The organism is Kribbella soli, from assembly GCF_004331345.1.
GTDB lineage: Bacteria > Actinomycetota > Actinomycetes > Propionibacteriales > Kribbellaceae > Kribbella > Kribbella soli.
In genome coordinates, this window is record NZ_SJJZ01000001.1 from 1,663,399 (window position 1) to 1,685,653 (window position 22,255).

The 22,255-nt window shown below is 67.9% G+C and carries 21 protein-coding genes and 9 tRNA genes; 18 read left to right on the forward strand and 12 right to left on the reverse strand.

Translation table 11 applies throughout. The features are described from left to right. The first annotated feature begins 7 nt into the window (after positions 1 to 7). Together E0H45_RS08305 and E0H45_RS08310 are read left to right on the forward strand one after the other, a co-directional pair. Entirely contained in the window at positions 8 to 196 is a 189-nt protein-coding gene (locus E0H45_RS08305; RefSeq protein ID WP_165546383.1) for a helix-turn-helix transcriptional regulator, read from the forward strand. Continuing rightward, entirely contained in the window at positions 196 to 1,350 is a 1,155-nt protein-coding gene (locus E0H45_RS08310) for a tyrosine-type recombinase/integrase (RefSeq protein WP_131335768.1), read from the forward strand. Before E0H45_RS08305 ends, E0H45_RS08310 begins: the two co-directional genes overlap by 1 nt. 13 nt (positions 1,351 to 1,363) lie before the next feature. On the opposite strand, the gene E0H45_RS08315 is transcribed toward E0H45_RS08310, so the two are convergent. Beyond that, positions 1,364 to 1,439, reverse strand: a tRNA-Thr gene (locus tag E0H45_RS08315). Positions 1,440 to 2,047: 608 nt separating this feature from the next. Between E0H45_RS08315 and E0H45_RS08320 the strand changes: the two genes are divergently transcribed. The 6 genes from E0H45_RS08320 (at position 2,048) to E0H45_RS42380 (ending at position 3,104) form a co-directional block, all read left to right on the forward strand. Next, positions 2,048 to 2,123: transfer RNA gene (locus E0H45_RS08320), tRNA-Pro, on the forward strand. A gap of 92 nt (positions 2,124 to 2,215) precedes the next feature. Further along, positions 2,216 to 2,289 (forward strand) — tRNA-Arg (locus E0H45_RS08325). 2 nt (positions 2,290 to 2,291) lie between these two features. Next, positions 2,292 to 2,365 (forward strand) — tRNA-His (locus E0H45_RS42375). 40 nt (positions 2,366 to 2,405) lie between these two features. Continuing rightward, positions 2,406 to 2,479, forward strand: a tRNA-Leu gene (locus E0H45_RS08330). A gap of 72 nt (positions 2,480 to 2,551) precedes the next feature. After that, positions 2,552 to 2,998: an HNH endonuclease gene (locus E0H45_RS08335; protein WP_131335770.1), complete on the forward strand. Its 447-nt coding sequence runs from the start codon at positions 2,552 to 2,554 to the stop codon at positions 2,996 to 2,998. A gap of 33 nt (positions 2,999 to 3,031) precedes the next feature. Beyond that, a tRNA-Gln gene (locus E0H45_RS42380) sits at positions 3,032 to 3,104 on the forward strand. Positions 3,105 to 3,117: 13 nt separating this feature from the next. On the opposite strand, the gene E0H45_RS08340 is transcribed toward E0H45_RS42380, so the two are convergent. Continuing rightward, a complete protein-coding gene (locus E0H45_RS08340; RefSeq protein ID WP_131335772.1) occupies positions 3,118 to 3,690 on the reverse strand; it encodes an LAGLIDADG family homing endonuclease in 573 nt (190 codons plus the stop codon). Positions 3,691 to 4,052: 362 nt separating this feature from the next. Here E0H45_RS08340 and E0H45_RS08345 point away from each other — a divergent pair. The 7 genes from E0H45_RS08345 (at position 4,053) to E0H45_RS43615 (ending at position 7,192) form a co-directional block, all read left to right on the forward strand. Next, positions 4,053 to 4,147 (forward strand) — tRNA-Ser (locus tag E0H45_RS08345). 24 nt (positions 4,148 to 4,171) lie between these two features. After that, the gene (locus E0H45_RS08350) at positions 4,172 to 5,368 is read left to right on the forward strand and encodes an RtcB family protein (protein WP_131335774.1); all 1,197 of its coding nucleotides are present in this window, start codon (positions 4,172 to 4,174) and stop codon (positions 5,366 to 5,368) included. Positions 5,369 to 5,410: 42 nt separating this feature from the next. Continuing rightward, positions 5,411 to 5,500: transfer RNA gene (locus E0H45_RS08355), tRNA-Ser, on the forward strand. A 126-nt stretch (positions 5,501 to 5,626) separates the two neighbouring features. Beyond that, on the forward strand, positions 5,627 to 6,454 hold the full coding sequence (locus tag E0H45_RS08360; RefSeq protein WP_131335776.1) for an alpha/beta fold hydrolase: 828 nt from the start codon (positions 5,627 to 5,629) through the stop codon (positions 6,452 to 6,454). 140 nt (positions 6,455 to 6,594) lie between these two features. After that, on the forward strand, positions 6,595 to 6,873 hold the full coding sequence (locus E0H45_RS43765) for a methyltransferase family protein (protein WP_238154858.1): 279 nt from the start codon (positions 6,595 to 6,597) through the stop codon (positions 6,871 to 6,873). Further along, positions 6,874 to 6,957: transfer RNA gene (locus tag E0H45_RS08370), tRNA-Tyr, on the forward strand. 112 nt (positions 6,958 to 7,069) lie between these two features. Further along, positions 7,070 to 7,192, forward strand: a complete 123-nt coding sequence (locus E0H45_RS43615) for a hypothetical protein (protein WP_272948948.1) — start codon at positions 7,070 to 7,072, stop codon at positions 7,190 to 7,192. 77 nt (positions 7,193 to 7,269) lie between these two features. Here the strand turns inward: E0H45_RS43615 and E0H45_RS08380 are convergent, their stop codons facing one another. The 8 genes from E0H45_RS08380 to E0H45_RS08415 all read right to left on the reverse strand — a co-directional run bounded on the left by E0H45_RS08380 (position 7,270) and on the right by E0H45_RS08415 (position 18,973). Continuing rightward, a complete protein-coding gene (locus E0H45_RS08380; protein ID WP_165546384.1) occupies positions 7,270 to 8,547 on the reverse strand; it encodes an alpha-L-fucosidase in 1,278 nt (425 codons plus the stop codon). Further along, a complete protein-coding gene (locus tag E0H45_RS08385) occupies positions 8,544 to 9,902 on the reverse strand; it encodes an FAD-binding oxidoreductase (RefSeq protein ID WP_238154859.1) in 1,359 nt (452 codons plus the stop codon). The genes E0H45_RS08380 and E0H45_RS08385 overlap by 4 nt, the downstream gene beginning before the upstream one ends. Positions 9,903 to 9,906: 4 nt before the next feature. Then, a complete protein-coding gene (locus E0H45_RS08390; RefSeq protein WP_131335784.1) occupies positions 9,907 to 10,773 on the reverse strand; it encodes a U32 family peptidase in 867 nt (288 codons plus the stop codon). Then, entirely contained in the window at positions 10,770 to 12,089 is a 1,320-nt protein-coding gene (locus E0H45_RS08395) for a nickel pincer cofactor-dependent isomerase, group 22 (protein WP_131335786.1), read from the reverse strand. The genes E0H45_RS08390 and E0H45_RS08395 overlap by 4 nt, the downstream gene beginning before the upstream one ends. Continuing rightward, positions 12,089 to 13,909 carry an IlvD/Edd family dehydratase gene (locus tag E0H45_RS08400; RefSeq protein WP_131335788.1) on the reverse strand — a complete coding sequence of 607 codons (1,821 nt, stop codon included), beginning with the start codon at positions 13,907 to 13,909 and terminating at the stop codon, positions 12,089 to 12,091. Before E0H45_RS08400 ends, E0H45_RS08395 begins: the two co-directional genes overlap by 1 nt. Then, positions 13,906 to 15,357 (reverse strand): aldehyde dehydrogenase (NADP(+)), encoded by a 1,452-nt coding sequence (locus tag E0H45_RS08405; RefSeq protein ID WP_131335790.1) that lies wholly within the window; start codon positions 15,355 to 15,357, stop codon positions 13,906 to 13,908. Before E0H45_RS08405 ends, E0H45_RS08400 begins: the two co-directional genes overlap by 4 nt. Beyond that, positions 15,354 to 16,178: a fumarylacetoacetate hydrolase family protein gene (locus tag E0H45_RS08410; protein WP_238154860.1), complete on the reverse strand. Its 825-nt coding sequence runs from the start codon at positions 16,176 to 16,178 to the stop codon at positions 15,354 to 15,356. The genes E0H45_RS08405 and E0H45_RS08410 overlap by 4 nt, the downstream gene beginning before the upstream one ends. An 80-nt stretch (positions 16,179 to 16,258) precedes the next feature. Continuing rightward, on the reverse strand, positions 16,259 to 18,973 hold the full coding sequence (locus E0H45_RS08415; RefSeq protein WP_131335794.1) for a UxaA family hydrolase: 2,715 nt from the start codon (positions 18,971 to 18,973) through the stop codon (positions 16,259 to 16,261). A 119-nt stretch (positions 18,974 to 19,092) separates the two neighbouring features. Between E0H45_RS08415 and E0H45_RS08420 the strand changes: the two genes are divergently transcribed. Both E0H45_RS08420 and E0H45_RS08425 read left to right on the forward strand, forming a co-directional pair. Continuing rightward, positions 19,093 to 19,773 (forward strand): GntR family transcriptional regulator, encoded by a 681-nt coding sequence (locus E0H45_RS08420; RefSeq protein WP_131335796.1) that lies wholly within the window; start codon positions 19,093 to 19,095, stop codon positions 19,771 to 19,773. After that, on the forward strand, positions 19,770 to 20,180 hold the full coding sequence (locus E0H45_RS08425; protein WP_131335798.1) for a ParB N-terminal domain-containing protein: 411 nt from the start codon (positions 19,770 to 19,772) through the stop codon (positions 20,178 to 20,180). The genes E0H45_RS08420 and E0H45_RS08425 overlap by 4 nt, the downstream gene beginning before the upstream one ends. Before the next feature lie 4 nt (positions 20,181 to 20,184). Here the strand turns inward: E0H45_RS08425 and E0H45_RS08430 are convergent, their stop codons facing one another. After that, the gene (locus tag E0H45_RS08430) at positions 20,185 to 20,499 is read right to left on the reverse strand and encodes a VOC family protein (protein ID WP_238154861.1); all 315 of its coding nucleotides are present in this window, start codon (positions 20,497 to 20,499) and stop codon (positions 20,185 to 20,187) included. An 83-nt stretch (positions 20,500 to 20,582) separates the two neighbouring features. Between E0H45_RS08430 and E0H45_RS08435 the strand changes: the two genes are divergently transcribed. Continuing rightward, on the forward strand, positions 20,583 to 20,963 hold the full coding sequence (locus tag E0H45_RS08435; protein ID WP_131335802.1) for a VOC family protein: 381 nt from the start codon (positions 20,583 to 20,585) through the stop codon (positions 20,961 to 20,963). On the opposite strand, the gene E0H45_RS08440 is transcribed toward E0H45_RS08435, so the two are convergent. Then, positions 20,960 to 22,156, reverse strand: a complete 1,197-nt coding sequence (locus tag E0H45_RS08440) for a Gfo/Idh/MocA family protein (RefSeq protein ID WP_131335804.1) — start codon at positions 22,154 to 22,156, stop codon at positions 20,960 to 20,962. The genes E0H45_RS08435 and E0H45_RS08440 overlap by 4 nt on opposite strands. Between the last annotated feature and the right edge of the window lie 99 nt (positions 22,157 to 22,255).

A 22,255-nucleotide genomic window follows, 5' to 3' on the forward strand; every position in this document is an offset into this window, starting at 1 on the left:
AGACGACATGACCGACACAACCCTCTGGAACATCGATGAGGTAGCCGCCTACCTCCGTGTCCCGGTTCTCACCATCCGCTGGCTACGGCAAGAGGGGCGCTTCGCTCCGGCGATCAAGGTCGGTCGTCGGCTGGTGTGGGATGCGCGAGACATTGCCACCTGGTTGGAGTCGCAGCGGGAAGTCGAGGCGGCCTGATGAGCGTTCAGAGACGCCTCACCAAGTCGGGCGAGGTCCGCTACAAGGCACGTGTCAAGTGGCACGGTCGCGAAGTTGCGAGCCTCACCTTCGAGCGCAGGAAGGATGCCGTCAACTGGGAGCGAGAGCAGACCCGAAAGCTTCGCCTTGGCGTGTGGATCGACCCCAAGCGTGGGCAAGTCCCGCTCTCCGAGGTAGTCGACGACTGGCTCAAGTCACGGCAGTCTAAGAAGCGCCGTACCCGCGAGGCCGACGAGGCGGACTGGCGTCTCCACATCAAGCCACGATTCGGCAACCTCCCGATTGCTTCCATCACGTCCGGGGAGGTGTCGAGCTGGCTTGGCGACATGATCAAGAAGGGCGGCTCGGCAAGCAGCGTCACTCGCTATCTGAACACCCTCCGGTCGATCCTGAACTACGCCGTCGCAGACAGCCGGATCTCGGTCAACGTCGCGGCGGCTGTCGAGGTCCCAAGCGGTGGCCAGAGCAAGCGCGAGGGCATGTACCTCACTGTTCGGCAACTGGAGGATCTGGCAGCGGCTTGTCACGGCCCGTACGCCGAACTGGTCCTCGTGCTCGGCATGGGTGGTCTTCGCTGGGGTGAGCTGGCCGGACTGCAGGTAGGTGACCTCGTCCATGTCCCGGGTCGTGGGCTCCGACTGCAACGGGCAGTCCTGGCAAGCGGTGCAGGCGGGGAGTTGTTCACGGACTCCCTCAAGAACAAGCGCGCTCGGACTGTGCCGCTCATCTCCGACGTTGTCCCGATCGTCGATCGGTGGGCCACCGGAAAGGACCACTCCGACTGGCTGTTCAGCGCCCCTCGCGGCGGACCTCTCAGCGAGGGCAACTGGAAGCGCTCGGTTCGCTGGACGGCAGCCACCCGCGCGATCGGCGTTCCCGGGTTCCGGGTGCACGACCTGCGGCACACTGCTGCGTCCATCTGGCTGGCCGCTGGAGCTGACCCGAAGGTGGTTCAGCGCATCCTCGGGCACGCCACTGCCGCGATGACGATGGACCTCTACGGCCACCTGCTAGACGACAGCCTTTGGGACGCGGCGCAGAAGGTCACTGACCACACCGGGGGCCTCTCGGGGGCCTCGAACGGCTCCGCCGCCGAAACGACAGAACCCCCGGGTGAGGAAACTGCCCTCTGACCTGGGGGTTTGGTGGAGCCGCCTGTCGGAATCGAACCGACGACCTTCTCATTACGAGTGAGACGCTCTGCCGACTGAGCTAAGGCGGCGGGTGCCGAGGCAAGAGTGTAGCGGGAGGAGGGGGAGGATTCCGAATCGGATCCTTGGGGAGGGGTACGGCGGGGGCGGGGTGTGGTCGGGGTCACCCGGGGGACGCGTGGGGGCGAACGCGACGTACGCCGGAACCGGGATGGGCCGGCGTACCGGAACCTGTGCGGGGTTGGATGCGTCGGAGGGGCGTTGAATTAGCGCGGGGAATGATTGTTTTAGGAAATGCGTTGACTTCGTTGTAGGTGCTGGGTGAGACTAATTCCCGCAAGCCAAGACCCTGAGGAGAAGATCGTGTACAGGACGCAGATCGCGAACGAAGCCTGGCGGCCCGGCCGCATGGCTTTGTCGGCGTGCCTGCGATCTGTGAGCGACACCTTCTACCACCAGCTCAGCCTGTGCACGGGCGGCCCGCCTGGGTGATCTCCGACTGGGAGACCTCCAGGAGCCGTCTGAGCCGGGTACCGGCAGCAGGCGGCTCTTTTCTTTTGCCCGGCAACGGGATTGGTTTCACCGATGCATTCTTCCGGTATTCACGAATATCGGCACGCACAATGACAACTGGACATTCATCGCATTTCTCCCGGCCTGTCGAAGGGCCGGGAGAGGACCAGCTGTAGGCCAGTGGCCAGGCCACCTCATTTGGGTTGAGGAGATCGGAGGTTCGAGTCCTCCCAGCTGGACCAGGCGCCCGCAGGATGCTCAGCTACCGGCCGAGCGGGCGCCACAAGCGTGCCCTGCGACGGAAATCCGCAGTACATCCGGCGCAGGGCACCGAACGCCCGTGGCTCAACCGGACAGAGCGCCTGCCTACGAAGCAGGAGGATGCAGGTTCGAATCCTGCCGGGCGTGCTGTGTCCGAGGCAGAAGCGGGCGATGCGCCGGGACGTGACCCCGGAGGAAGCGGGTTCGAGCCCCGCCGGACACCCTCGAGTACGACGTGCTCACGGAGCGTACGTCGTACGCCCGCGGCTCTGGCCCAACTGGGAGAGGCGCCTGGCTTAGAACCAGGAGGTTCAGGGTTCGAATCCCTGGGGCCGCACACACTGACCGACACCGAATTCGCCGACCTGCTGACCGCGGGTCGGGCACACTGGAAGGGAGGAGGAACCACATGAGCGGTGTGATCGTTCTGAACGCCTCGTACGAGCAGCTGCACGTCGTATCGATCCCGCATGCCATCCGGATGCTCGTCCGGGAGGTCGCCGTCGTCGAGGAAGCGCACGACGGCGCCAGCATCGGACCGTTCCCCCTCCCCCGCGTCCTGCGTCTCGTCCGGTACGTCGTGATGAAGTGGCGCTACGCCTCCGGCCGGCTGCAGTACACGCGGGCCGGCGTACTGAAGCGCGACAAGTACACCTGCGCGTACTGCGGCCAGCTCGGCGCCACCACGATGGACCACGTGATTCCACGATCACGTGGCGGTCGAGGTGAGTGGCTGAACGCCGTCGCCGCGCACGCGGAGTGCAACGAGAAGAAGGGCTCGCGAACACCGGAAGAGGCCGGCATGCCACTGCGGTGGCAGCCGTGGGTCCCTTCCCGTGCCGAGATAGCGCTCTGACGCGACACCCACCGGTGTCGCCGACGAGCGCGATGCCAGGTGGGCGACGGTGACCCACCCTCGGTTCTGACCCGAGGTCCCGCAGGTTCGAGCCCTGCCCTGGCAGCTGTACGTCGTACTCAACGAGATCTGTCGGAGGAACTCCTGGACCACTCGTAAATCGGCCATGCTCGCCCGGCGCGACGCTGCAGCAGCCAAGGCAGAATCGCAGGCAGCACCCGCCGAAGCCTCTCACGGCCACGTATCGCCAGAATCGTCGTCGGCTTCCAGTTCTGCTTCCGGGCGGGCCGATAGTACAGATCGCCGCCGGTCAAGGTGTGCACCCGCTCAACGATGTCTGCGTCTGTGGACTCAAGATTGATCCGTCCGCCATAGCGCCTGCTGAGGCTGAAACTACCCTCGCCCTCGATGACACCCGCGACCCAAGCGGCCGCCGGGCCGGAGAGTTTTCTCGAAAGCGGAGACGTCGCAGGCCAGGACACCTGACGAAGAGTTTTGCAAGATGCCATCTGGACTCTGCGGCGATTCCCCATCAGAGGCCAGAGCAGCTTGGCGAGCGGTTCGAGATGTTCTCGGCGCTTCACCTGCCACCCGTAGGCCTGCTTGTGATGTGGTTGCCTGCTGGCGACAGCCCCTATGTACCCGACGCCCGTGATCCGTTCGATGCGCTCGAGTACGTCGAGGTCGGTCATCACAACTCGAAGCGTCGACGAGGACACCGAACTGGTGAAGGTCCCCTCACCCTCGACGAGGCCAGCGAGCCAGGCGAGGGCGGACTCGGACATTGCCCGCAGCGGCGGCTGCGGACCGCCGTTGGCACACGTGCGGCATCGCACGGCTCGGCGAGACTTCCGAGCACCGCACTCTGGGCACGGAGGAGATACAAGGCTCTGTTCATGACACGCCGAGCACTTCCATCCAGACCAGGAAGTGACGAAGACACCCCCGCACGACCTGCAGGTGCGTACCTCGGGTGTGGGAAGGCGACGACTCATACCACACAACTATCTGTCGCCACCGACAGTTTCTGGAGATACGGAACCCTTGAAAACAAGGCGGAATAAGCCGAGCTTCGGCCTAACGGCAGCCGTTTCGAAAACGGTCAGCCCCTCAGCGGGCGTGCAGGTTCGAGACCTGCTTCCGCCGCCAAACTACGAACGAGAGGATGGGGAGATGAACGTGGAGCTTCCAGTTGAGCTGAGTGGGGCCAAGAGCTCCACGCTCATGTGGGCGCAGGAGTACGACGTGGATGCGAAGGCGCTGCAGCAGCTGCGGAACATCGCGGCGCTGCCGTGGGTGCACGGGGTTCGGGTGATGCCGGACGTGCACCTCGGTAAGGGCGCGACCGTCGGGTCTGTGATCGCGATGTACCAGGCCGTGTCTCCAGCCGCGGTCGGGGTCGACATCGGGTGTGGGATGGAAGGTGTCCTGACCTCGCTGACGGCTTCGGATCTGCCGGACGACCTGTCGGCGATCCGGTCGCGGATCGAGGCCGCCGTACCTGTCGGTTTCCGGGCTCACGAGAACCAGGTCGGCGTACGTCGGCTCGGGCTGGACCCGCGTCCGTGGGACCGGCTGTGGGGCGAGTTCACGAGTCTGCACGACGGGGTGCAGGACCGGGAGCGCAAGGCCAAGCAGCAGATGGGGTCGCTGGGCGGTGGCAACCACTTCATCGAGGTGTGCCTCGACGACGAGGACCGCGTGTGGCTGATGCTGCACTCCGGTAGCCGGAACATCGGCAAGGAGCTCGCTGAGCGGCACATGCGGATCGCCCGGGACCTGCCGCACAACGCGGATCTTCCGGACCGTGACCTGGCGGTGTTCCTGTCCGGTACGCCGGAGATGGACGCATACCGTCGCGACCTCACGTGGGCCCAGGAGTACGCCGCCCGGAACCGGGCCGTCATGCTCGCGCTGGTGATGGACGCGGTGCGGGGATCGTTCGAGGTCGACGTACGGTTCGAGCAGCCGATCTCGTGCCACCACAACTATGTGGCCGAGGAGCACATCGACGGGCTCGACCTGCTCGTCACCCGCAAGGGTGCGATCCGGGCGGGGCGCGGGGACCTCGGGCTGATCCCGGGGTCGATGGGCACCGGTTCGTACGTCGTCCGCGGGCTCGGCTCAGAGCGCTCGTTCTACTCGGCCTCACACGGGGCAGGCCGGCGGATGAGCCGCAACGAGGCGAAGCGCCGGTTCACGGTCGACGACCTGGTCGCGCAGACGACCGGTGTCGAGTCCCGCAAGGACGCCGGGGTGATCGACGAGATCCCGGCCGCCTACAAGGACATCGACTCGGTCATCGCCGCCCAGTCCGACCTGGTCGAAGTCGTCGCCCATCTCAAGCAGGTCATCTGTGTGAAGGGGTGAACAGGTTCCTGTCATGGTCAGGGGACACGGCAGGGGCCTGCTGGTGAGGTCCGCCTGCTGGTAGGGGCAGCGGTTTGCTAAACCGTCGGTCGGCTTCGGGTCGGCTCGCGAGTTCGAATCTCGCTCTCACCGCTGGGCGGCCGGGAAAGACCGGCCGCCCTGCCAGGCCCCGTACGTGGTTGTTCGCAGCTCCGCACACCGCGGGTTTGGGTAGTTCTTCGGAAGCGGGAACACGTCGCCGAGACCTACGTTGATGTGATGACGGTACGCGAGCGACTGCTGCAAGGCCTGCCCGTCGACGAGCGGCGGATCGACGTCAACGACGTGTCGACAGTCGTTCTCGAGGGCGGGGACGGGCCGCCGCTCGTGCTCCTGCACGGCGGTATCGAGTGTGGCGGGGTCTACTGGGCGCCGGTGATCCCACGGCTCGCGGAGCTGCACCAGCTCGTCGTACCTGATGTGCCGGGACTCGGCGAGTCCGATCCGGTCGCTCGGTTGGACCAGGCGACCTTCAACGGCTGGCTGAATGCGCTGCTGGAGCTGACCTGCGATCAGCCGCCGACCTTGATCGCGCACTCGCTCGTCGGGACCTTGGCCGCACGATTCGCGGCGACTCATGGCGAGCAACTGCAACGGCTGGTGTTGTACGGCGTACCTGGGGTTGGCCCGTACCGGTTGCCGATCGGGCTGCAGGTGATCGCTGTCCGGTTCGCGCTGCGTCCGTCCGAGGCGAACATGGAGCGCTTCGAACGGTGGGCGTTCGCCGATCTCGATTCCGTACGACGCCGCACCCCGGACTGGATGCACGCCTTCAGCACCTACACGCGGAGCCGCGCCCACGTGCCGCACGTCAAGCGGACGATGCGCTACCTGGTCACCACCTGCACCACACAGGTCCATGACCAGATCGATGTCCCCACGACGCTGATCTGGGGTGCGAAGGACCGATTCGTACCGCTGCGCCTCGCCGAGGAGGCAGGCGCCAGGCTTGGGTGGCCGTTGCAGGTGATCGGCGACGCCGGGCACGTCCCGCACATCGAGCGGCCCGCCGCCTTCCTCGAGGGAGTCACACGGACACGCGGCTGACGAACATTCCGATCCCCGAAGCCAGCTTGGCCGGGATCGCGGTCGGCTTCGCGCTTGAGCGGGTACGACCGTGGCGAATCGGAAGACGACCTGCCGGATGGTCGCTCGTCGCCGCCGGAGGCTTGGTCATCGCGGGCTCGTTGCGAGCGGCACGAACCACCGATCTGTCCAGCCCCGACAGGCTCGTCACCAGTGGGCCGTATGCGCTGAGCCGGAATCCGATGTACGTCGGTTGGGCCTTGATGCAGCTGGGGATCGGGCTGATCACCGGGTCCGGCTGGGTGCTCGCGACATTGCCGGCCGTCGGGGCGGGATTGCACCGGGATGTGGTCCGGGAGGAACGCAGGCTGCAAGAGAGTTTCGGGGACGAGTACGAGCGCTACTCGGAGAGGGTCGGTCGCTACCTCCCGAGGCGATGAGCAGGAGCGCCGTCGTTGGAGGGGCGGGGCGGGCTGTAAACCCGTTGCCTTCGGGCCTAGCAGGTTCGAATCCTGCCTTCTGCACGCACGACACAACAGATATGACAAGAGAGGAGGACCGGCCATGGCCGACCTCAGGAACAGAAAGCGAGTGCCTGGCGGCAGGACCGGTGCTCCGGTCCAGCAGGGTCACTCGATGCGACGCGTGCTGCTTGCCTGCGGGCATGTGCAGCGCGACCGGATCGCGCACCGCGGGGATCACGTGTGGTGCGAGGCCGAATGCTCCGACTGGATCCGCGTGGTCTCAGTCCAGGAGTAGGAAAGTTCCCCCTGGTGACGGAATCTCGCCGGGCCCTCCGAAGGCTCGGTTCCTGGTTCGACTCCAGGCAGGGGGACTCAGGACAGCAGCGGGTCGAAGTGGACCGCCAGCGAGACAGCCGCCTCAGCGCGCGCGGACAGCACCCGCACCCGTGCGTCATCAAAAGTCATCGGCGAGTCCAGCGCGAGAAGCCGCCGGTGGCCGATCGTCGTACCGCGGGCGATCTCGCTCCAAGCACCATCGACCAAGGCGTCCACAGCGAAGGCTTCGACCTGCTGGCCCGCCGTGATGTCCTCGCGCAGGTCAAGCACGTTGACCTCACCCGGCAGCGCGACAGGAGTGTCGTAGTACTCCCGCACCGCAGCGCCGAAAGCGGCCAGCGCCTCCACATCCGGATCCGCGAACAGCCCGCGCCGATCAGGCGGGATGTTCAGCAGCAGTACGGCGTTCCGCCCGACCGACCTGCGATAGATGTCCAGGAGCTCCGGCAACGACTTCACCGCCGCGTCCTCGGACGCGTGGTAGAACCACCCGGGCCGGATCGACACGTCGACTTCAGCCGGATACCACCGCAACTCATCAGCCTGTGCCACCAACTCAGGCCCCGCAACATCAGCCGCCGTCTGCTCAGCCACCATCCGCCCGTCGACGAACGGTACGACGCTCCACTCGGTCTCCCGCGCGAATCCGTCCTCGTTGCCAACCCACCGTACGTCGGGCCCGCCGATCGCGATCGTCGCGTCCGGCGCGAGCCGCCGGATCAGGTCGAACCACGCGTCGTACGAGTAGCTCTGCGCACTGCTCGTCGGATTCGCCCCGTCCAGCCAGACCTCGGCGATCGGCCCGTACGACGTCAGCAGCTCGTGCAACTGCTGAAGGTAGAACCGGTTGTAGTCGTCCACGACGTACGAGAACTCACCGATCTGCGAAGCGACAGCAGGACTGCCGTTCCCGTAATACCCACCCGGCGCCTTCTCCTGATAGAGATCCGCCGGCGAGAGATACACCCCGAACCCGAGTCCACCCGCCTGGCAAGCAGCCGACAGCTCCGCGACGACATCGCCCCGATACGGCGACGCGGCAACGGTATGCGGCAGGTACTTGCTCGGCCACAAGCAGAATCCGTCATGGTGCTTGGCCGTCAGGATCACGCTCTTGAACCCCGCGGACGTCAGCGCGGCAACCCATTGCGAGCAGTCCAGCGACGACGGATCGAACACCGCCGGATCGTCGACGCCGGTCCCCCACTCCAGGTCGGTGAACGTGTTCGGCCCGAAGTGCACGAACGCGGTCAGCTCCTGCCGCTGCCACGCGACCTGCCGCGGCGACGGGCGTACGGCGGAGGCATCGATCACAGCAGCACCTTTCCAGGATTGAACAAGTTTCCAGGATCGAACGCGGCCTTGATCCGCCGATGCAGTTCGAGCCCGACCGGCCCGAGCTCGGTCTCCAGCCAGCGCGCCTTCAGCGTCCCGATCCCGTGCTCCCCGGTGATCGTCCCGCCGAGCCGCAGCCCCAGCTGCATCACCGCGCCGAACGCCTCCAGCGCCCGCGCCTCGGCCGCCGCGTCGGCGGGGTCGAAGACGACGGTCGGGTGCATGTTCCCGTCACCTACATGCCCAGGGCAACAAATCAGTACGTCGTACTTCGCGCCGATCTCCGCGATCCCACGCAGCAGCGTGATCAGCTGCGACCGTGGTACGGCGACGTCGTCGATCAGCGTCGTACCCAACGGCTCCAGCGCGGAGTTCACCAGCCGGCGCGCTTCGAGCAGCATCCGGGACTCTTCCACGTCGGACGCCTCGGCGACGTCGACCGCGCCGTGGGCCGTGCAGATCTCCGCGATCCGCGCGACGTCCTCGGCAGCGCGCGGACCCCGGTCGGACTGGGCGAGCAGCATCGAGCCAACGTCCTCCGGGAGACCCATGTCCCGGTAGTCCTGGATCGCCCGCAGGGTCGGCTGGTCCAGGAACTCGAGCAACGACGGACGCAGCCCCGAGGCCATCACGGCGGCAGCGGCCGCGATCCCGTCCTCGATGGACCGGAACGTCGCCGCCGCGGTCAACGCCGCCTCGGGCGCCGGGCGCAACTCCAGCGTCGCCTCGGTTACCACTCCGAGCGTGCCCTCGGACCCGACGATCAGCCGCGTGAGGTCGTACCCGGCGACGCCCTTCGCCGACCGCCGCCCGGTGCGCACCACCTCACCGGACGCCAGCACCACTTCGAGTCCGCGCACGAAGTCCGACGTCACGCCGTACTTCACACAGCACAACCCGCCCGCGTTCGTCGCGATGTTCCCGCCGATCGTCGACATCTCCCACGACGACGGGTCGGGCGGATAGAACAGGTCGCGCTCCAGCACGGCGCGCGACAACTGAGCGTTCACCACGCCCGGCTGGACCACGGCAACCTGGTCCTCGGCGGAGATCTCCAGGATCTGCGTCATCCGCGCAGTCGACAGCAACAAGCACCCGTCGATCGCGTTCGCAGCACCCGAAAGCCCAGTGCGAGCGCCCTGCGTCACGATCGGGACGCCGAGCTCAGACGCAGCCCGAACCACCTCGACGACCTCCGCGGTCGACGACGGACGCACGAGCGCCCGCGGCACCCCGGCGGTGCAGAACTTCGCGTGATCGTTGCGATGGCTGTCCAGTACGTCGGGATCGTCGACGACGGCGTCGTCTCCTAGGACCGACCGCAGTCGGTCCACGAGCTCATCCCTCATCTTGCTCCGCGAGCAGCCGCAGAATGAGCTCCGCCCGGCGGACGCGCTCCCGTCCGAGGGCTTCCGCAGTACCGCTCAGATGCGCCCCGACCGGGTAGATGTTCGGGGCGTTCCGCAGGCCCATCTTGAGGTACACCGGCGCCGCCACCCGCACGACCTCCGGTACGTCGTAGAAGCGGACGTGGCCGCCCTGGTCGTCGGGGACCTCGATGTACATGTCGATCGGGACCGTCGTGACCGAGCGGATCTCCGCGAGTACCGGCACCGGCAGGTCGGTCGACACGTTCAGGCTGGTTGCGCCGAGCCGCTCGTACAGCCGAGCAGTCGGTGCGTTCGGCAACGGCATCAACACCGAGGTCTTCAGCACCAGGTCCGCGGGCAGCTCGCCCTCGATCTTCAACTGGCCCAGGAGCTCGAGTACGCCGATGTCGCCGACCAGCAGGCTCCGTACGCCGAGTTCGACCGCGCGGAACGCGTCACACAACGACGCCGCCATCTGGTCGTTGCCCCGCGCAACACCACCGACCGCGGCCGACACCTTGGCCTGACCACCGATGTCCCACGCACCGCGCGGCCCGAGGAACAGGCACACCTCGACTCCCGAGGAGGCGCCGAGCGAGAGCATCTCCTCGATCTCGCCGTCGGTCAGCATCATCACGCCGCTGCCCTGGGAGACCCGGTCGATCGTGATACCCCGCGACTTGGCCTCCTCGAGCACCGCGGTCATCACCCGCGGCCCTTCACAGGAAGGGATCTCCACCTTGTACGGCGACCCGTCGGGGAAGGTGCGGGTCGACGTCCCGCCCGGCCGGAAGCCGCGATCGGCCAGCAGGGCACGTGCTTCGCGAAGGTTCATGTCTCGCTCCAAGGTCCGAGTCGCCCGGCCCGCGTCAGGTCCCGCGCCGTACCGGTGATCTCGAGGTCGAATCGTTCGGCCGCCTCGGTCAGCAGGGCCGGTGTCACCATCAACTCGTTCGGCGACAACGTGTCCCTGATCCGGGCCAGCCGGAGCTCGGACCAGTGCCGCCGTCCGCACATCGTCACGGCCGCGAGTACGGCGGCCTCGTCGTCCTCCATCACCATCGGCAACCGCGAACGCCGCGCACCGCCGGCGCCCGAGGTCAGTGCGTTCACGTAGCTCGCCTGCAGGTCGATCTGCTCCAGCAGCCGCGCCGGGATCACGTCCGCGAGGCCGAGCCCGGACGCGTTCCCGTGCGAGGCCGGCGACAGCGAATGCACGCTGATCGCGGCGATCGTCGGCGACTCGAACTCGGGGATCCCGTGCACCCAGCACCGGCCGATCACGTTGGTGTCCATCCCGGCGCCGGACTTGTCCTTGCCCAGCTCGTCGACGACCAGGACGTCGAGCTCGTCGAACGGCAGCCGTCCGAGCAGGCCACCAGCCCTTTGCAGCAAGGCGTTCTCGGCCGTATCGGCGATCCCGTCGGCCTCGACCAACTCCACCGCGGCGGTGTGTTCCAGAGCGTTCTCGAGGATCGCAAGCCCGCCGAGGATCTTGCCTTGTGCAACCACCATCCGGGCGGCGGCCTCGATGTTGGCGCCGAGCGACGGGATGCCGCCGGCGTGCAGGGAGGCGGCGCCCAGGTGGTTGCCGAGTCCGATCGCGAGGATCTTCGCGATCCCGCTCTCGATCGGGCCGTGGAAGTCGGTGTGCGGCTTGACCCGGTTCACCAGCAGTACGCCGTCGGCCTTCGCGGCGATCGCGTCGTGGTGGACCTCGGTGCCGTCCGGCAGGGTGCCGACGACCACGGTCTCCATCGTGGCTTCGATGGAGCAGCCAATGGTCTCCGGTGTGATGCCGAGGCCTTCGAGCATCTCCCGCTGGCCGTCGGCGGTTGCGCCGCCGTGCGAGCCCATCGCCGGGATCACGAACGGTGCGGCACCGGCGTCCCGGAGCCAGTCGACGGCCGCCTTCACCACCGGCACCAGGTCGTGAATCCCCCGGCTGCCCGCGGTCACCGCGATCCGGGCATCCGGCACGATCCGTCCCCGGAGCGGTTCGAGCGCCGCGCGCGCGTCGGCGTACGGGTCCGCCGACGTCGGCAGATCCGAGAGGATCCGCCGGATCGGCGTGACCTGCGGGAGGGTCCCGGACGGCCGCAGTCCCCGGATCGCTTCGAACGGCCCCCAACCGCGCTCCGAAGCTGACATCAGTGGCTCTGGCGGCCGACAGCGGAGCCCGTGCGGCCGACGAGGAAGTCCAGGTCGCAGCCTTGGTTCGCCTGGGTCACGTGGTCGACGTACAGCCGGGCCCAGCCGCGATCCGTCGGCGGCGTCGGCGGTTGCCAGTCGGCGCGCCGCTTCTCCAGCTCCTCGTCCGGTACGTCGAGATGCAGCCGCCGCGCCGGTACGTCGAGCTCGATCCAGTCCCCCGTCCGCACGAGCGCCAACGGCCCGCCGACAGCGGCCTCCGGCGTGACATGCAGTACGACGGTGCCGTACGCCGTACCGCTCATCCGCGCGTCCGAGATCCGCACCATGTCGTCGACGCCGATCTCGGCGAGCTTGCGCGGGATCGTCATGTTGCCGACCTCGGGCATCCCCGGGTACCCGCGCGGCCCAGCGTTCTGCAGGACCAGCACGGTGTCCTCGTCGACGTCGAGATCCGGGTCCTCGACCGCCTTGTCGTAGTCCTCGATGCTGCTGAACACCAGCGCCTTGCCGCGGTGCCGCGACAGTCGCTCGGACGCGGCCGACTGCTTGATGACCGCACCGTCCGGCGCGAGATTCCCCTTCAGTACGGCGGTTCCCGCACCACTGCCGAGCGGATCGCCGACCGGCCGGATCACGGCGTACGTCTCGCTGCCGGGAGCGGCACCGGGGTACGTCGCCTCGATCCGCTCGGCGTTCGCGACGTTCTCGCCGATCGTCTTGCCGGTGACTGTGATCGCGTCGGTCTTGAGCAGCGGCAGGATCTCCTTCAGCACCGCGGGCAGGCCGCCCGCGTAGTAGAAGTCCTCCATCAGGTACTTGCCCGACGGCTGCAGGTCGACCAGCCACGGGACGCCGCGCGCCCACTCGTCGATGTCGTCCAGCGTCACGTCGACGCCGACCCGGCCGGCGATCGCCAGCAGGTGGATGACGAAGTTCGTCGAGCCGCCGATCGCCGCGTTCGCCCGGACCGCGTTCGCGAAGGCGTCGCGGGTGAGGACGTCGCTGATCTTCAGGTCTTCCTTGACCATCTCGACGATCCGCTGCCCGGACTTCTGCGCGATCACGTACCGGCGGGAGTCGACCGCCGGGATCGCCGCGGACCCGGTCAGCTGCAGGCCGAGCGCCTCGGCCATGCAGGCCATCGTGGACGCCGTGCCCATCGTCATGCAGTGGCCGTTGCTGCGCGACTGGCCGGCCTCGGCCGCCGCGAAGTCCTCGGCCGACATCCGGCCGGCGTTGAGGTCCTGCGTGAAACGCCAGACCGCCGTACCGGATCCGATGTCGCAGCCGCGGAATTTGCCGTTCAACATGGGACCGCCGGTGACGACGACGGTCGGCAGGTCGACGCTGGCGGCGCCCATGATCGAGCCGGGCGTCGTCTTGTCGCAGCCGGTCAGCAGGACGACGCCGTCGATCGGATTGCCGCGCAGCGACTCCTCGACGTCCATGCTGAGCAGGTTGCGGAACAGCATCGCGGTCGGCCGCAGCAGCGTCTCGCCGAGCGACATCACCGGGAACTCCAACGGGAACCCGCCGGCCTGCCAGACCCCGCGCTTCACCGAGTCGGCGAGCCGGCGCAGGTGCGAGTTGCACGGGGTGAGCTCGGACCAGGTGTTGCAGATCCCGATCACCGGGCGCCCGTCGAACGCCTCCTCGGAGAAGCCCTGCGACTTCATCCAGGACCGGTGGATGAACCCGTTGCGGCCGTGCTCACCGAACCAGTGGTCGAAACTCCGCCGTCCGGTCGACGCCGGCGTCGATTCACCGGCCAGGACGTCACCCTCGGCCGGGTCGTTGGTCGGAGGTACATCAGTCATCGCGACACCTCACCTGTGGTCACGGTTCCGTTCACCCGGCGAGTGATTCCGGCCGGGTTCGAGTCCTTCAGTACGTCGGGCAGCACCGCATCGGGAGCGTCCTGGTACACGACCGGACGCTGGAACCGCCGCGCCGCGGTTACCCCGACGCTGGTGTGGATCGAGCCGACTGTCGACGGGAACGGACCGCCGTGATGCTGGGCCCACGACACCGCGACCCCGGTCGGCCAGCCGTTCCACAGCACGCGACCCGCACGAGCGGTCAGCAGCGGAAGCAGATCGCGTGCGAGCTCGGCGTCCGCGTCCTCCGCGTGCAACGTCGCGGTCAGGTTGCCGTCGAAAGCCTCGACGGCTGCGCGCAGCTCGTCGGGCGAGGAGTACTCGACGACGATCGAGACCGGACCGAAGCACTCCTCGAGGATCTCGTCGCGGCGGGCGAGCAGCTCGGTCACCGTGGTCTGCAGGAGGGTCGCACCGCCGGAGGCCCAGACGCGGACGCCGTCGACCTTCTCGAGCCGGTCGAGACCGGAAGTGAAGCCGTCCTTGATCCGGCCGTTCAGCATCGGTGCCTCGGCGACAGCGCCGGCCGCCTCGGACAGCTGCTCCTGCAGACCGTGGCCTGCCGGGAGGAAGAGCAGGCCGGGCTTGGTGCAGAACTGCCCGACGCCGAGCGTGAACGAGCCGACGTACCCGCTCGCGATGTCCTTGCCGCGGGCATCGATCGCGGCCTGCGTGACGAACACCGGGTTCAGGCTGCCGAGCTCGCCGTAGAACGGGATCGGCTCCGGGCGCGTCACCGCGATCTCGTGCAGCGCCTTGCCGGCAGGGACCGAACCAGTGAAGCCGGCGGCGGTGATCCGCGGGTCCTTGAGTGCCGTGACGCCGACGTCGAAGCCCGAGATCAGACCGAACGTCCCGTCCGGCGCACCGGCTGCCTTCAGAGCCTCGATCATCACCTCGGCGGTCCGGACGGACAGCTCCGGGTGGCCCGGGTGCGCCTTGACGATCACCGGGCAACCGGCCGCGAGCGCGGACGCGGTGTCGCCACCGCACACGCTGAACGCGAACGGGAAGTTGCTGGCGGCAAACACCAGCACCGGACCGAGCGGCACGAGGACACGGCGGAGGTCGGGACGCGGGACCGGCTTGGCCTGCGGGTCCAGGGTGTCGATCGTGACTTCCAGCAGCGAACCCTCTTCGAGAGCGTCCGCGAACATCCGCAGCTGGCCGGTGCTACGGGCGACCTCGCCGGTCAGCCGCGCCTGCGGCAGCGAGCTCTCGCGCATCGCGATCGGCACCAGCTCGCCAGAGGCTGCATCGAGCGCATCCGCGACAGCGCGGATCCACCCCGCCCGGACGGCGGGCTCCGACGTACCGAAGGCAGGCGCCGCCGCGGCCGCCGCTTCCAGGACCTGCTCGAGCTCGGCGGGGGTGGTGTCCTGCGTCATCGGATTCCCTCCAGGTTGTCGGTTGCGAGGAACCCGAACGGTTCCCGTCCTGCGGCCACGGTATTCGTGAGGGTGCCGACCTCGTCGATGGTGATCGTGATGACGTCACCCTCGGCCAGTGCGAAGTCCAGCTCCGGGACGATCCCGGTGCCGGTCGCGAGGATCACGCCGTCCGGGAAGTCGTTCGGCAGGAACAGTACGTCGATCAGGTCCTGGAGCTCGCGCACCAGCTTCTCGGTGGACGTCGTACCGCTGAACACCTCGTCGCCGCCGCGGCGGATCACCAGGTCGATCCCGAGCTTCTTGGGGTCCGCGACCTCCCAGACCGGCCGGATCCCCGAGGCCAGCGCACAACCGCCCGCGAACAGCTTCGCCTGCGGCACGTACAGCGGGTTGACGCCTTCGATCGACCGCGAGCTCATGTCGTTGCAGACCGTGAACCCGACGATCTCACCGTGGCTGTTGGCCACGACCGCCAGCTCCGGCTCAGGTACGTCGTGACCGGAGTCCGACCGGATCCCGACCGGCTCGCCGTCGACCACCACCCGCCAGGCCGGCGCCTTCTGGAAGAGCTCGGGCCGGTCGGCGGTGTAGACCTTGTCGTAGACCGACTGCTCGCTGCTCTCCTCCATCCGGGCGCCGCGCGAGCGCTCGTACGTCACGCCCGCGCACCACACCTCGCCGCGACCGTCGAGCGGCGGGAGGAACGTCAGCCCTGCGACGGGCAGCGTCTCGCCGGCCTTGTCCACCTCCGCCCGCAGCTCCTCCAGGGACAGCCGGAGCAGTTCGGCGAAACTGTTCACCCCCGGCAGCGGAGCCACCGCATCCACGGTGCGTACACCGGGGACAGGGCGGCCGTCGACAGGAGACAGATAACGGACCAGGTGCATGGACAAACCCTTCACATTGACGTACCGAGCAGACCACGGGTGATCTGGAAACCGACGTTGCCGGAGGCAACCGCCTTGGGGACGAGCCGGCGACCGGCGACCGCGGCGACGATGTCCAGCCCGATCCGCGCCTGTTCGGTCGCGTCACCGGTGGCCACCGCATCCAGGTCGTCGCCGTACGTCGCGACCGTCTCCGGGTCGTTGCTGAACTCGACGACCGGGACGAACCGCTGCGCCGACAGGGTGCCGCCCGCGACATGCGCCAGGATCTGCTGGACACCCGTCGCACCGAAACCGGTCGCGGTCTCCATCCAGTCCGTCCCCGGCATCCGCATCACGTGCCACCCCGGCTCCGCGAACCGCTGCCCGTGCGCGATCGTCGGGCCCACCGGGTCCGCCGATCCGAACGCCGCAGTACGAAATCCGTCGTGTGCCAGCAACGCGCCACGCGACGACAGTACGACGGAACCGCCGGAGCCGACGATCTCGCGGCCGATCAGCGCGAGCGCCTCGGCGGTCGCGTCCGAGAACGGACCGCGGGCCTCCAGCGCGATCGTCAGCGCCCCGAGATCACCGGACTGCGCGACCGGAGCCGGCAGGTCGAAGCTGCCGAACCAGTCCTTCACCCTGTCGCCGACGGCGTCGAGACCGCCGTCCCCCTGGATGCTCGCCCAGCCGAAACGGGACGGATCCGCGCCGGCCTCGACCAGCCGGGACCGGAAGTAGTCGTTGTGCGTCTTCTCGCAGCCGTGCTCGAGAAGCAGGGCCATCCGCGTGTTCGGGTGCAGGAGGTAGCCGAGCATGATCCGCGCGAACGTCTCCTCGGACGCCCCGCCGCTGCTGCCACAGCCCTCGGTGTGCGGGAGCGCGACCATCCGCGTGACGGCGTCACCGGCCCACCTCTCCAGCTCCGCCTGGGCCGCGATCCGCAGGGCGATCTGACCGGAGCAGAGGCTGGTCGGCAGGATCAGGGCGACGGCCTCAGGCACCAACCGGTCGTCGACACGCAACAATTCCGTGGGTGTCCGGCTCTCGGAGGTCAGGCCGCGATGTGGCAGTCCGTCGAGCGGAGCGTCGCGGTCCTCGAGCGGGAGGTCGGCGAGCTTGCGGCTCATCCGGCCGTCGGTGGTGATCGAGATGCCCTCACGCGGACCGGTCTGCTTCCAGTTCCGCCAGATCGACACCTGGCTGTGGCCGGCTCGCTCGCCTGCACTCTTCTCACCGGACGCGACGCGGACGACGAGGTCGAAGGTCTCCGCGGTCAGGTCGGCCATCGACGTACCGGTCAGGTACTTGCCGGCGTCGACGTCCATCTCGGCGTGCAACCGCTCGTACCGCGCGCTCGTGGTGACGAACTTCAGCGTCGGGACGAACGGGAAGTTGGTGATCGATCCGTTGCCGGTGGTGAAGAAGATCAGGTTGCAGCCGCTGCCGATCTGGCCGGCCACCGACTCGAGGTCGTTACCGGGGCTGTCCATGAAGATGTAGCCGTCGCCGGGCAGCGGTTCGCCGTAGTCGATCACGTGGTCGAGCCGGACCTCGCGCGGCAGCTTGCGGGCGGCGCCGATCGACTTCAGCACGATGTTATAGAGCCCGCGGTACACGTTGCCGCCGGACGGGTTGCCCTCGGCGGTGTGCCCGTGCCAGCCGACGCGTTCCTTGAACGACTTGATCGTGGCCAGGAAACGCTTGGCGGTCGCGAGGTCGCGGACGTTCTTCAGCACGTACGGCTCGGCGCCGATCAGTTCGTCGGTCTCCGCGAGCACCGCCGTACCGCCGTGCCGGATGACCTCCGCGCTGACCTGGCCGGCAAGCGGGTTGGCCGAGATCCCGGAGAAGGCGTCGGATCCGCCGCACTGCAGGGCGATCTTGAGGTCCGCGAGCGGGACCTCCTCGCGCTGCTGCGCGTCGACGATTGGCAGCCAGGGCTCGATCAGCGCACCGGCGGCCGTCAGGTCGTGCTCGAAGCCTGCGCTGCGGGTGAAGTACGCGTGCGGCACCTTGATCGAGGGGTAGCCGTTCTCGGCCAGGAAGTTCTTGATCGCCTCGCCGGAGACCACGTCGCCCTCGGTGTCGACGATCAGGACCGCGCTGACGTTCGGGTTCAGCGTGAAGCCGCCGAGCGTGGCGAGCAGGAAGTGCAGGTTGTTCGGGACCTCGTCCTCGCCGCCTTCGGTGTGCGCCACCGGTACGACGCCGTCGCCCGCGGCCGCACCGTCGAAGCGCCGCGCCAACTCGGTGACGAACCCGCTGCTGCGCGAACTGGTCGCCAGCAGTACGACGTGATTTCGCGTCCCGGCCGGGCCCTGCTCACGGGGGTAGCCGAGGAACGTGCCGGGCTGCTCGACGCTGGTCACCTGAGCGCCGAAGCTCAGCGCCGACTCGTCCAGCTCGAACGGGTCGAGCGGCTCGTTGGTCGCACTCGGCGCCTCGGGCAGGCCGTCCACACCGCGGGCAGTGACCGCGGCGAGGCTGGTCGGCGTACAGACGTAATCGCCGGGGACCAGGTCACGGGAGGCGCGCGCGAACGCGGTGTTCCACGAGGTCAGCGCGTCGCCGGTAACGACCGGCACGACCACGAAGCGGTGCCCTTCGAGCACGGTGTGCGGCAGCGTGATCGTCGTACCGTCGAGCTCGACCTCGGTGCCGGCGTCCAGCCGCCGCGAGGCGATCGCAACGTTGTCGCCGGGCTCGGGCAGGACGCCGATCTGTTCGAACCTCACCATCGTTCGTGCCTTCCCATAGCTTGCTCGAGCCGAAATCGTGCATGATGCATGATTACCAGTGTTACCCTGCCGAAACCGACCGGTGGGGTCAAGACCGCGACCAGATTCCGGAGACACCTATGAGCGAGCCAGTGGCACCGGTGGACCGGCGGCTGCTCCGGCGGCAGATGCTCGCCGACGACGTGTACGAGGCCATCAAGACGATGCTGATGGACCACGTCATCCGGCCCGGGGCGCGGATCTCGATCGACGGGCTCGCGCGGGAGTTCCAGGTGTCGTCGACGCCGGTGCGGGAGGCGCTGGCCCGGCTGGAGTCGGAAGGGCTGGCGGTCAAGGAGCCGTTGAAGGGTTATCGCGCGACTCCCCTCCTCTCGCTCGAGGAGTTCGACGATCTCTACCGGTTCCGGCTCCTGCTCGAGCCGTGGGCGGCCCGGCGGGCGGCCGAACTGATCGACGGCGAGGGGTGCGAGCGGCTGCGCGCCGAGCTCACGAACGCGGTCGAGCCGACGTCGATCGACTACGCCGGGTACAAGTCGCTCACCGCGCACGACAACCGCTTCCACTCGCTGATCGCCTCGCTGTCCGGGAGCGAGCAGGTTCGATCGGCTTTCGAGCGAACCCACTGCCACCTGCACATCTTCCGGTTGCACTACGACCGCGACATCGGCCCCGAGGTCCTCACCGAGCACCGCATGCTGGTCGAGGCGATCACCTCCGGCGATCCGGCCGCCGCCGAGTCCGCGATGACCCGGCACATCGAGAACTCGATGACCCTGCGGTTGCGCCGCATCTACGAATGACCCGCCGCCCCTTCCCGCTGGCGGTGCCACCGGAGCTGACGGCGTACATCCTCGACTTCCACTGGGACGTCGAACGGCTGCACGCCCTCGACCTGCCGACGGTCGATCTGCCGGTCGCCGACCTGGCGCACCATCTCGACCTGCCGTTCTGGGCGTACGACGACCGGCCCTTCCAGGTCACGCCCCGTCAGGTCGCCGCAGATCCGGTCACGTACCGGGCGCAGTACGAACGCACCCTCGCCGCCGACCTCCGCCACCCCATCGACGTCGTCCACCGCCCCGACGACCGCATCACCATCCTGGACGGCGTCCACCGCCTACTCCGAGCAGAACTCGACCACCACCCGACCATCCCCGCCCGAGTCCTCCCCTGGCCCGCCCTGGACCACATCGCCGTTTCGTCCTGAGACGTCACTCCAGCGGCGCGCCGCCGTACGAGACCTCATTGCCGTCCGGATCGAAGAAGGTCGCATGCCGTACGCCGTTGTCGTACGTCTCGCGTACGGCGGGCTCGAGGCCGCGCTCGGCGATCGCACCAAGCACCGCGTCGAAGTCCTCGACGAACAACGTGTGCTGCGCGTGGCCGGCATGCTCCGGGACGACCTCGATGTAGAGGTACTGGTGCTCGCCGACCTCCCACACCGCCTCGATGTCGTTGGGGAGAAAGCTCGGCGGCGCCCCCAGCAGCTTCTCGTACCAGGCAACCGCGGTCGCGTAGTCACTCACGGAGATCCCCGCAAACAGGTCCAGAGCCATACCGGAGCCTACCTAACGGCCACGGCACTACCTTCTGTCCTTAAGGTCGGGGCATGAAGGTGAATCGGCTGGACCATCTTGTGCTCACGGTGGCTGATCTGGACGTGAGCGTGGACTTCTATCAGCGGGTTCTGGGGATGGGAGCGGTGACGTTCAAGGGTGGGCGGCGGGCGCTCACCTTCGGGACGAGCAAGATCAACCTGCATCAGGTCGGCCACGAGTTCGAGCCCAAGGCTGCGCATCCGGGAGCAGGCACCGCAGATCTGTGCTTCATCGTGGACGAGTCGATCGACCAGGTGCGGGCCGAGCTGGTCGCGCACGGCGTCGAGATCGAGGAAGGCCCGGTCGAGCGCACTGGCGCGACCGGGCCGATCCTCAGCGTGTACTTCCGCGACCCCGACCGAAACCTGATCGAGGTCAGCAACTACCTCTAGACCGGGGCGTCGCCGTGGTCCGGGATCTCGAGCTGTACGCCGCCCTGCAGCGCGGACTGATGCGCGTAGATACCGGGCAGGGTGTAGCGGGCAGAGACCCAGGCGTTGATCGGCGGGAGGGTCTTGTCGGCGACCGCGCGGACGAAGTCGTCGGCGAGGAAGTGGTGTGAACCCTCGTGGCCGTTGTGCAGGCCGGCGAACTCCTCCGGGAGGCGGGAGCGGTCGTGGACCGGGGAGAGACCGGACCGGAACGCGTCCCGCAGCGCCGGGTCGACGTTCGCGAGGTCCGCGTCGTCGAGTGAGCTGCTCGGCTTCGTCTCCATCAGGTGGCTGACGTCCTCGACGCCTTCCTTGTTCTGCCACAGCGTCGTGGTCGCGAGCTGCTCGAAGCTGCCCTCGGTGCCGAACACCCGCAGCCGCGACTCCCGGATGTGCGACGGGTACCCGACCCGGCGCATCTCGTTCGTCCGCATGATCCCGCCGTCGGCGAGCTTGAACAGTGCGGTCGCGTTCGAGAAGTCGTTGTCGAACTGGCTGATCTCCTTGTCGAAGACGCCGTCACCGCGGTCGTCCTTGACGCCGATCGCCGACACGTGGGTGGCGTGCTGACCGGTCACCGACAGAACATTGCCGACCGCGTGCGTCGGGTAGAGCAGCGGCGGGAACGACGCGGTCTTCTTCCAGTCGTCGCCGCCGGAGTACTGGTACGCCGAGTAGAACCCGAGATCCATGTCGTGGACGTAGTCGCCCTCGCTGTAGAACACCCGGCCGAACTGGCCGTCCGCCAGCTTCTGCCGGCAGTACACCGAGGACGGGTAGTAGTGGCTCGTCTCACCCATCATGTAGGTGAGCCCGGTCTCCTTCACCAGTTCGATGATGCGCGCGATCTGGTCCGCCTCGATCGCCATCGGGACCGTGGAGTACACGTGCTTGCCGGCCTCGAGCGCCTTGATCGCCATCTCGCCGTGCAGCCACCGCTGCGTGAAGATCGCGACCGCGTCCACGTCCGACTCGAGCATCTCCTCGAACGACGCCGTCGTCACCGAGACGCCCTGCTTGGCGGCCATCTCCGCGGCCCGCTCCGGGATGACGTCGGTCAGCCGCACATCGGACACGTCCGGGTGCGCGGACCACAGCCGCAGGAACGAAGGGGCGAACTGGCCGGCTCCGACCACACCGATGCTGATTCCCATGCGGAAGAGCCAATCACACATTTATGTTCCACGGAAGAACATATTCAGACGTTGGAACGTGTGGCCCCACCCATCCCAGCGCACTTTGAGCACCCACCA

Coding starts and splice junctions, on each gene's coding strand:
- E0H45_RS08425 (WP_131335798.1), top strand. CDS start 19,770: ATGACCCGCCGCCCCTTCCCGCTGGCGGTGCCACCGGAGCTGACGGCG.
- E0H45_RS08335 (WP_131335770.1), top strand. CDS start 2,552: ATGAGCGGTGTGATCGTTCTGAACGCCTCGTACGAGCAGCTGCACGTC.
- E0H45_RS08400 (WP_131335788.1), bottom strand. CDS start 13,909: ATGACTGATGTACCTCCGACCAACGACCCGGCCGAGGGTGACGTCCTG.
- E0H45_RS08310 (WP_131335768.1), top strand. CDS start 196: ATGAGCGTTCAGAGACGCCTCACCAAGTCGGGCGAGGTCCGCTACAAG.
- E0H45_RS08390 (WP_131335784.1), bottom strand. CDS start 10,773: ATGAACCTTCGCGAAGCACGTGCCCTGCTGGCCGATCGCGGCTTCCGG.
- E0H45_RS08340 (WP_131335772.1), bottom strand. CDS start 3,690: ATGACCGACCTCGACGTACTCGAGCGCATCGAACGGATCACGGGCGTC.
- E0H45_RS08360 (WP_131335776.1), top strand. CDS start 5,627: ATGACGGTACGCGAGCGACTGCTGCAAGGCCTGCCCGTCGACGAGCGG.
- E0H45_RS08305 (WP_165546383.1), top strand. CDS start 8: ATGACCGACACAACCCTCTGGAACATCGATGAGGTAGCCGCCTACCTC.
- E0H45_RS08350 (WP_131335774.1), top strand. CDS start 4,172: ATGAACGTGGAGCTTCCAGTTGAGCTGAGTGGGGCCAAGAGCTCCACG.
- E0H45_RS08395 (WP_131335786.1), bottom strand. CDS start 12,089: ATGTCAGCTTCGGAGCGCGGTTGGGGGCCGTTCGAAGCGATCCGGGGA.
- E0H45_RS08435 (WP_131335802.1), top strand. CDS start 20,583: ATGAAGGTGAATCGGCTGGACCATCTTGTGCTCACGGTGGCTGATCTG.
- E0H45_RS08440 (WP_131335804.1), bottom strand. CDS start 22,156: ATGGGAATCAGCATCGGTGTGGTCGGAGCCGGCCAGTTCGCCCCTTCG.
- E0H45_RS08420 (WP_131335796.1), top strand. CDS start 19,093: ATGAGCGAGCCAGTGGCACCGGTGGACCGGCGGCTGCTCCGGCGGCAG.
- E0H45_RS08415 (WP_131335794.1), bottom strand. CDS start 18,973: ATGGTGAGGTTCGAACAGATCGGCGTCCTGCCCGAGCCCGGCGACAAC.
- E0H45_RS08405 (WP_131335790.1), bottom strand. CDS start 15,357: ATGACGCAGGACACCACCCCCGCCGAGCTCGAGCAGGTCCTGGAAGCG.
- E0H45_RS43615 (WP_272948948.1), top strand. CDS start 7,070: ATGCGACGCGTGCTGCTTGCCTGCGGGCATGTGCAGCGCGACCGGATC.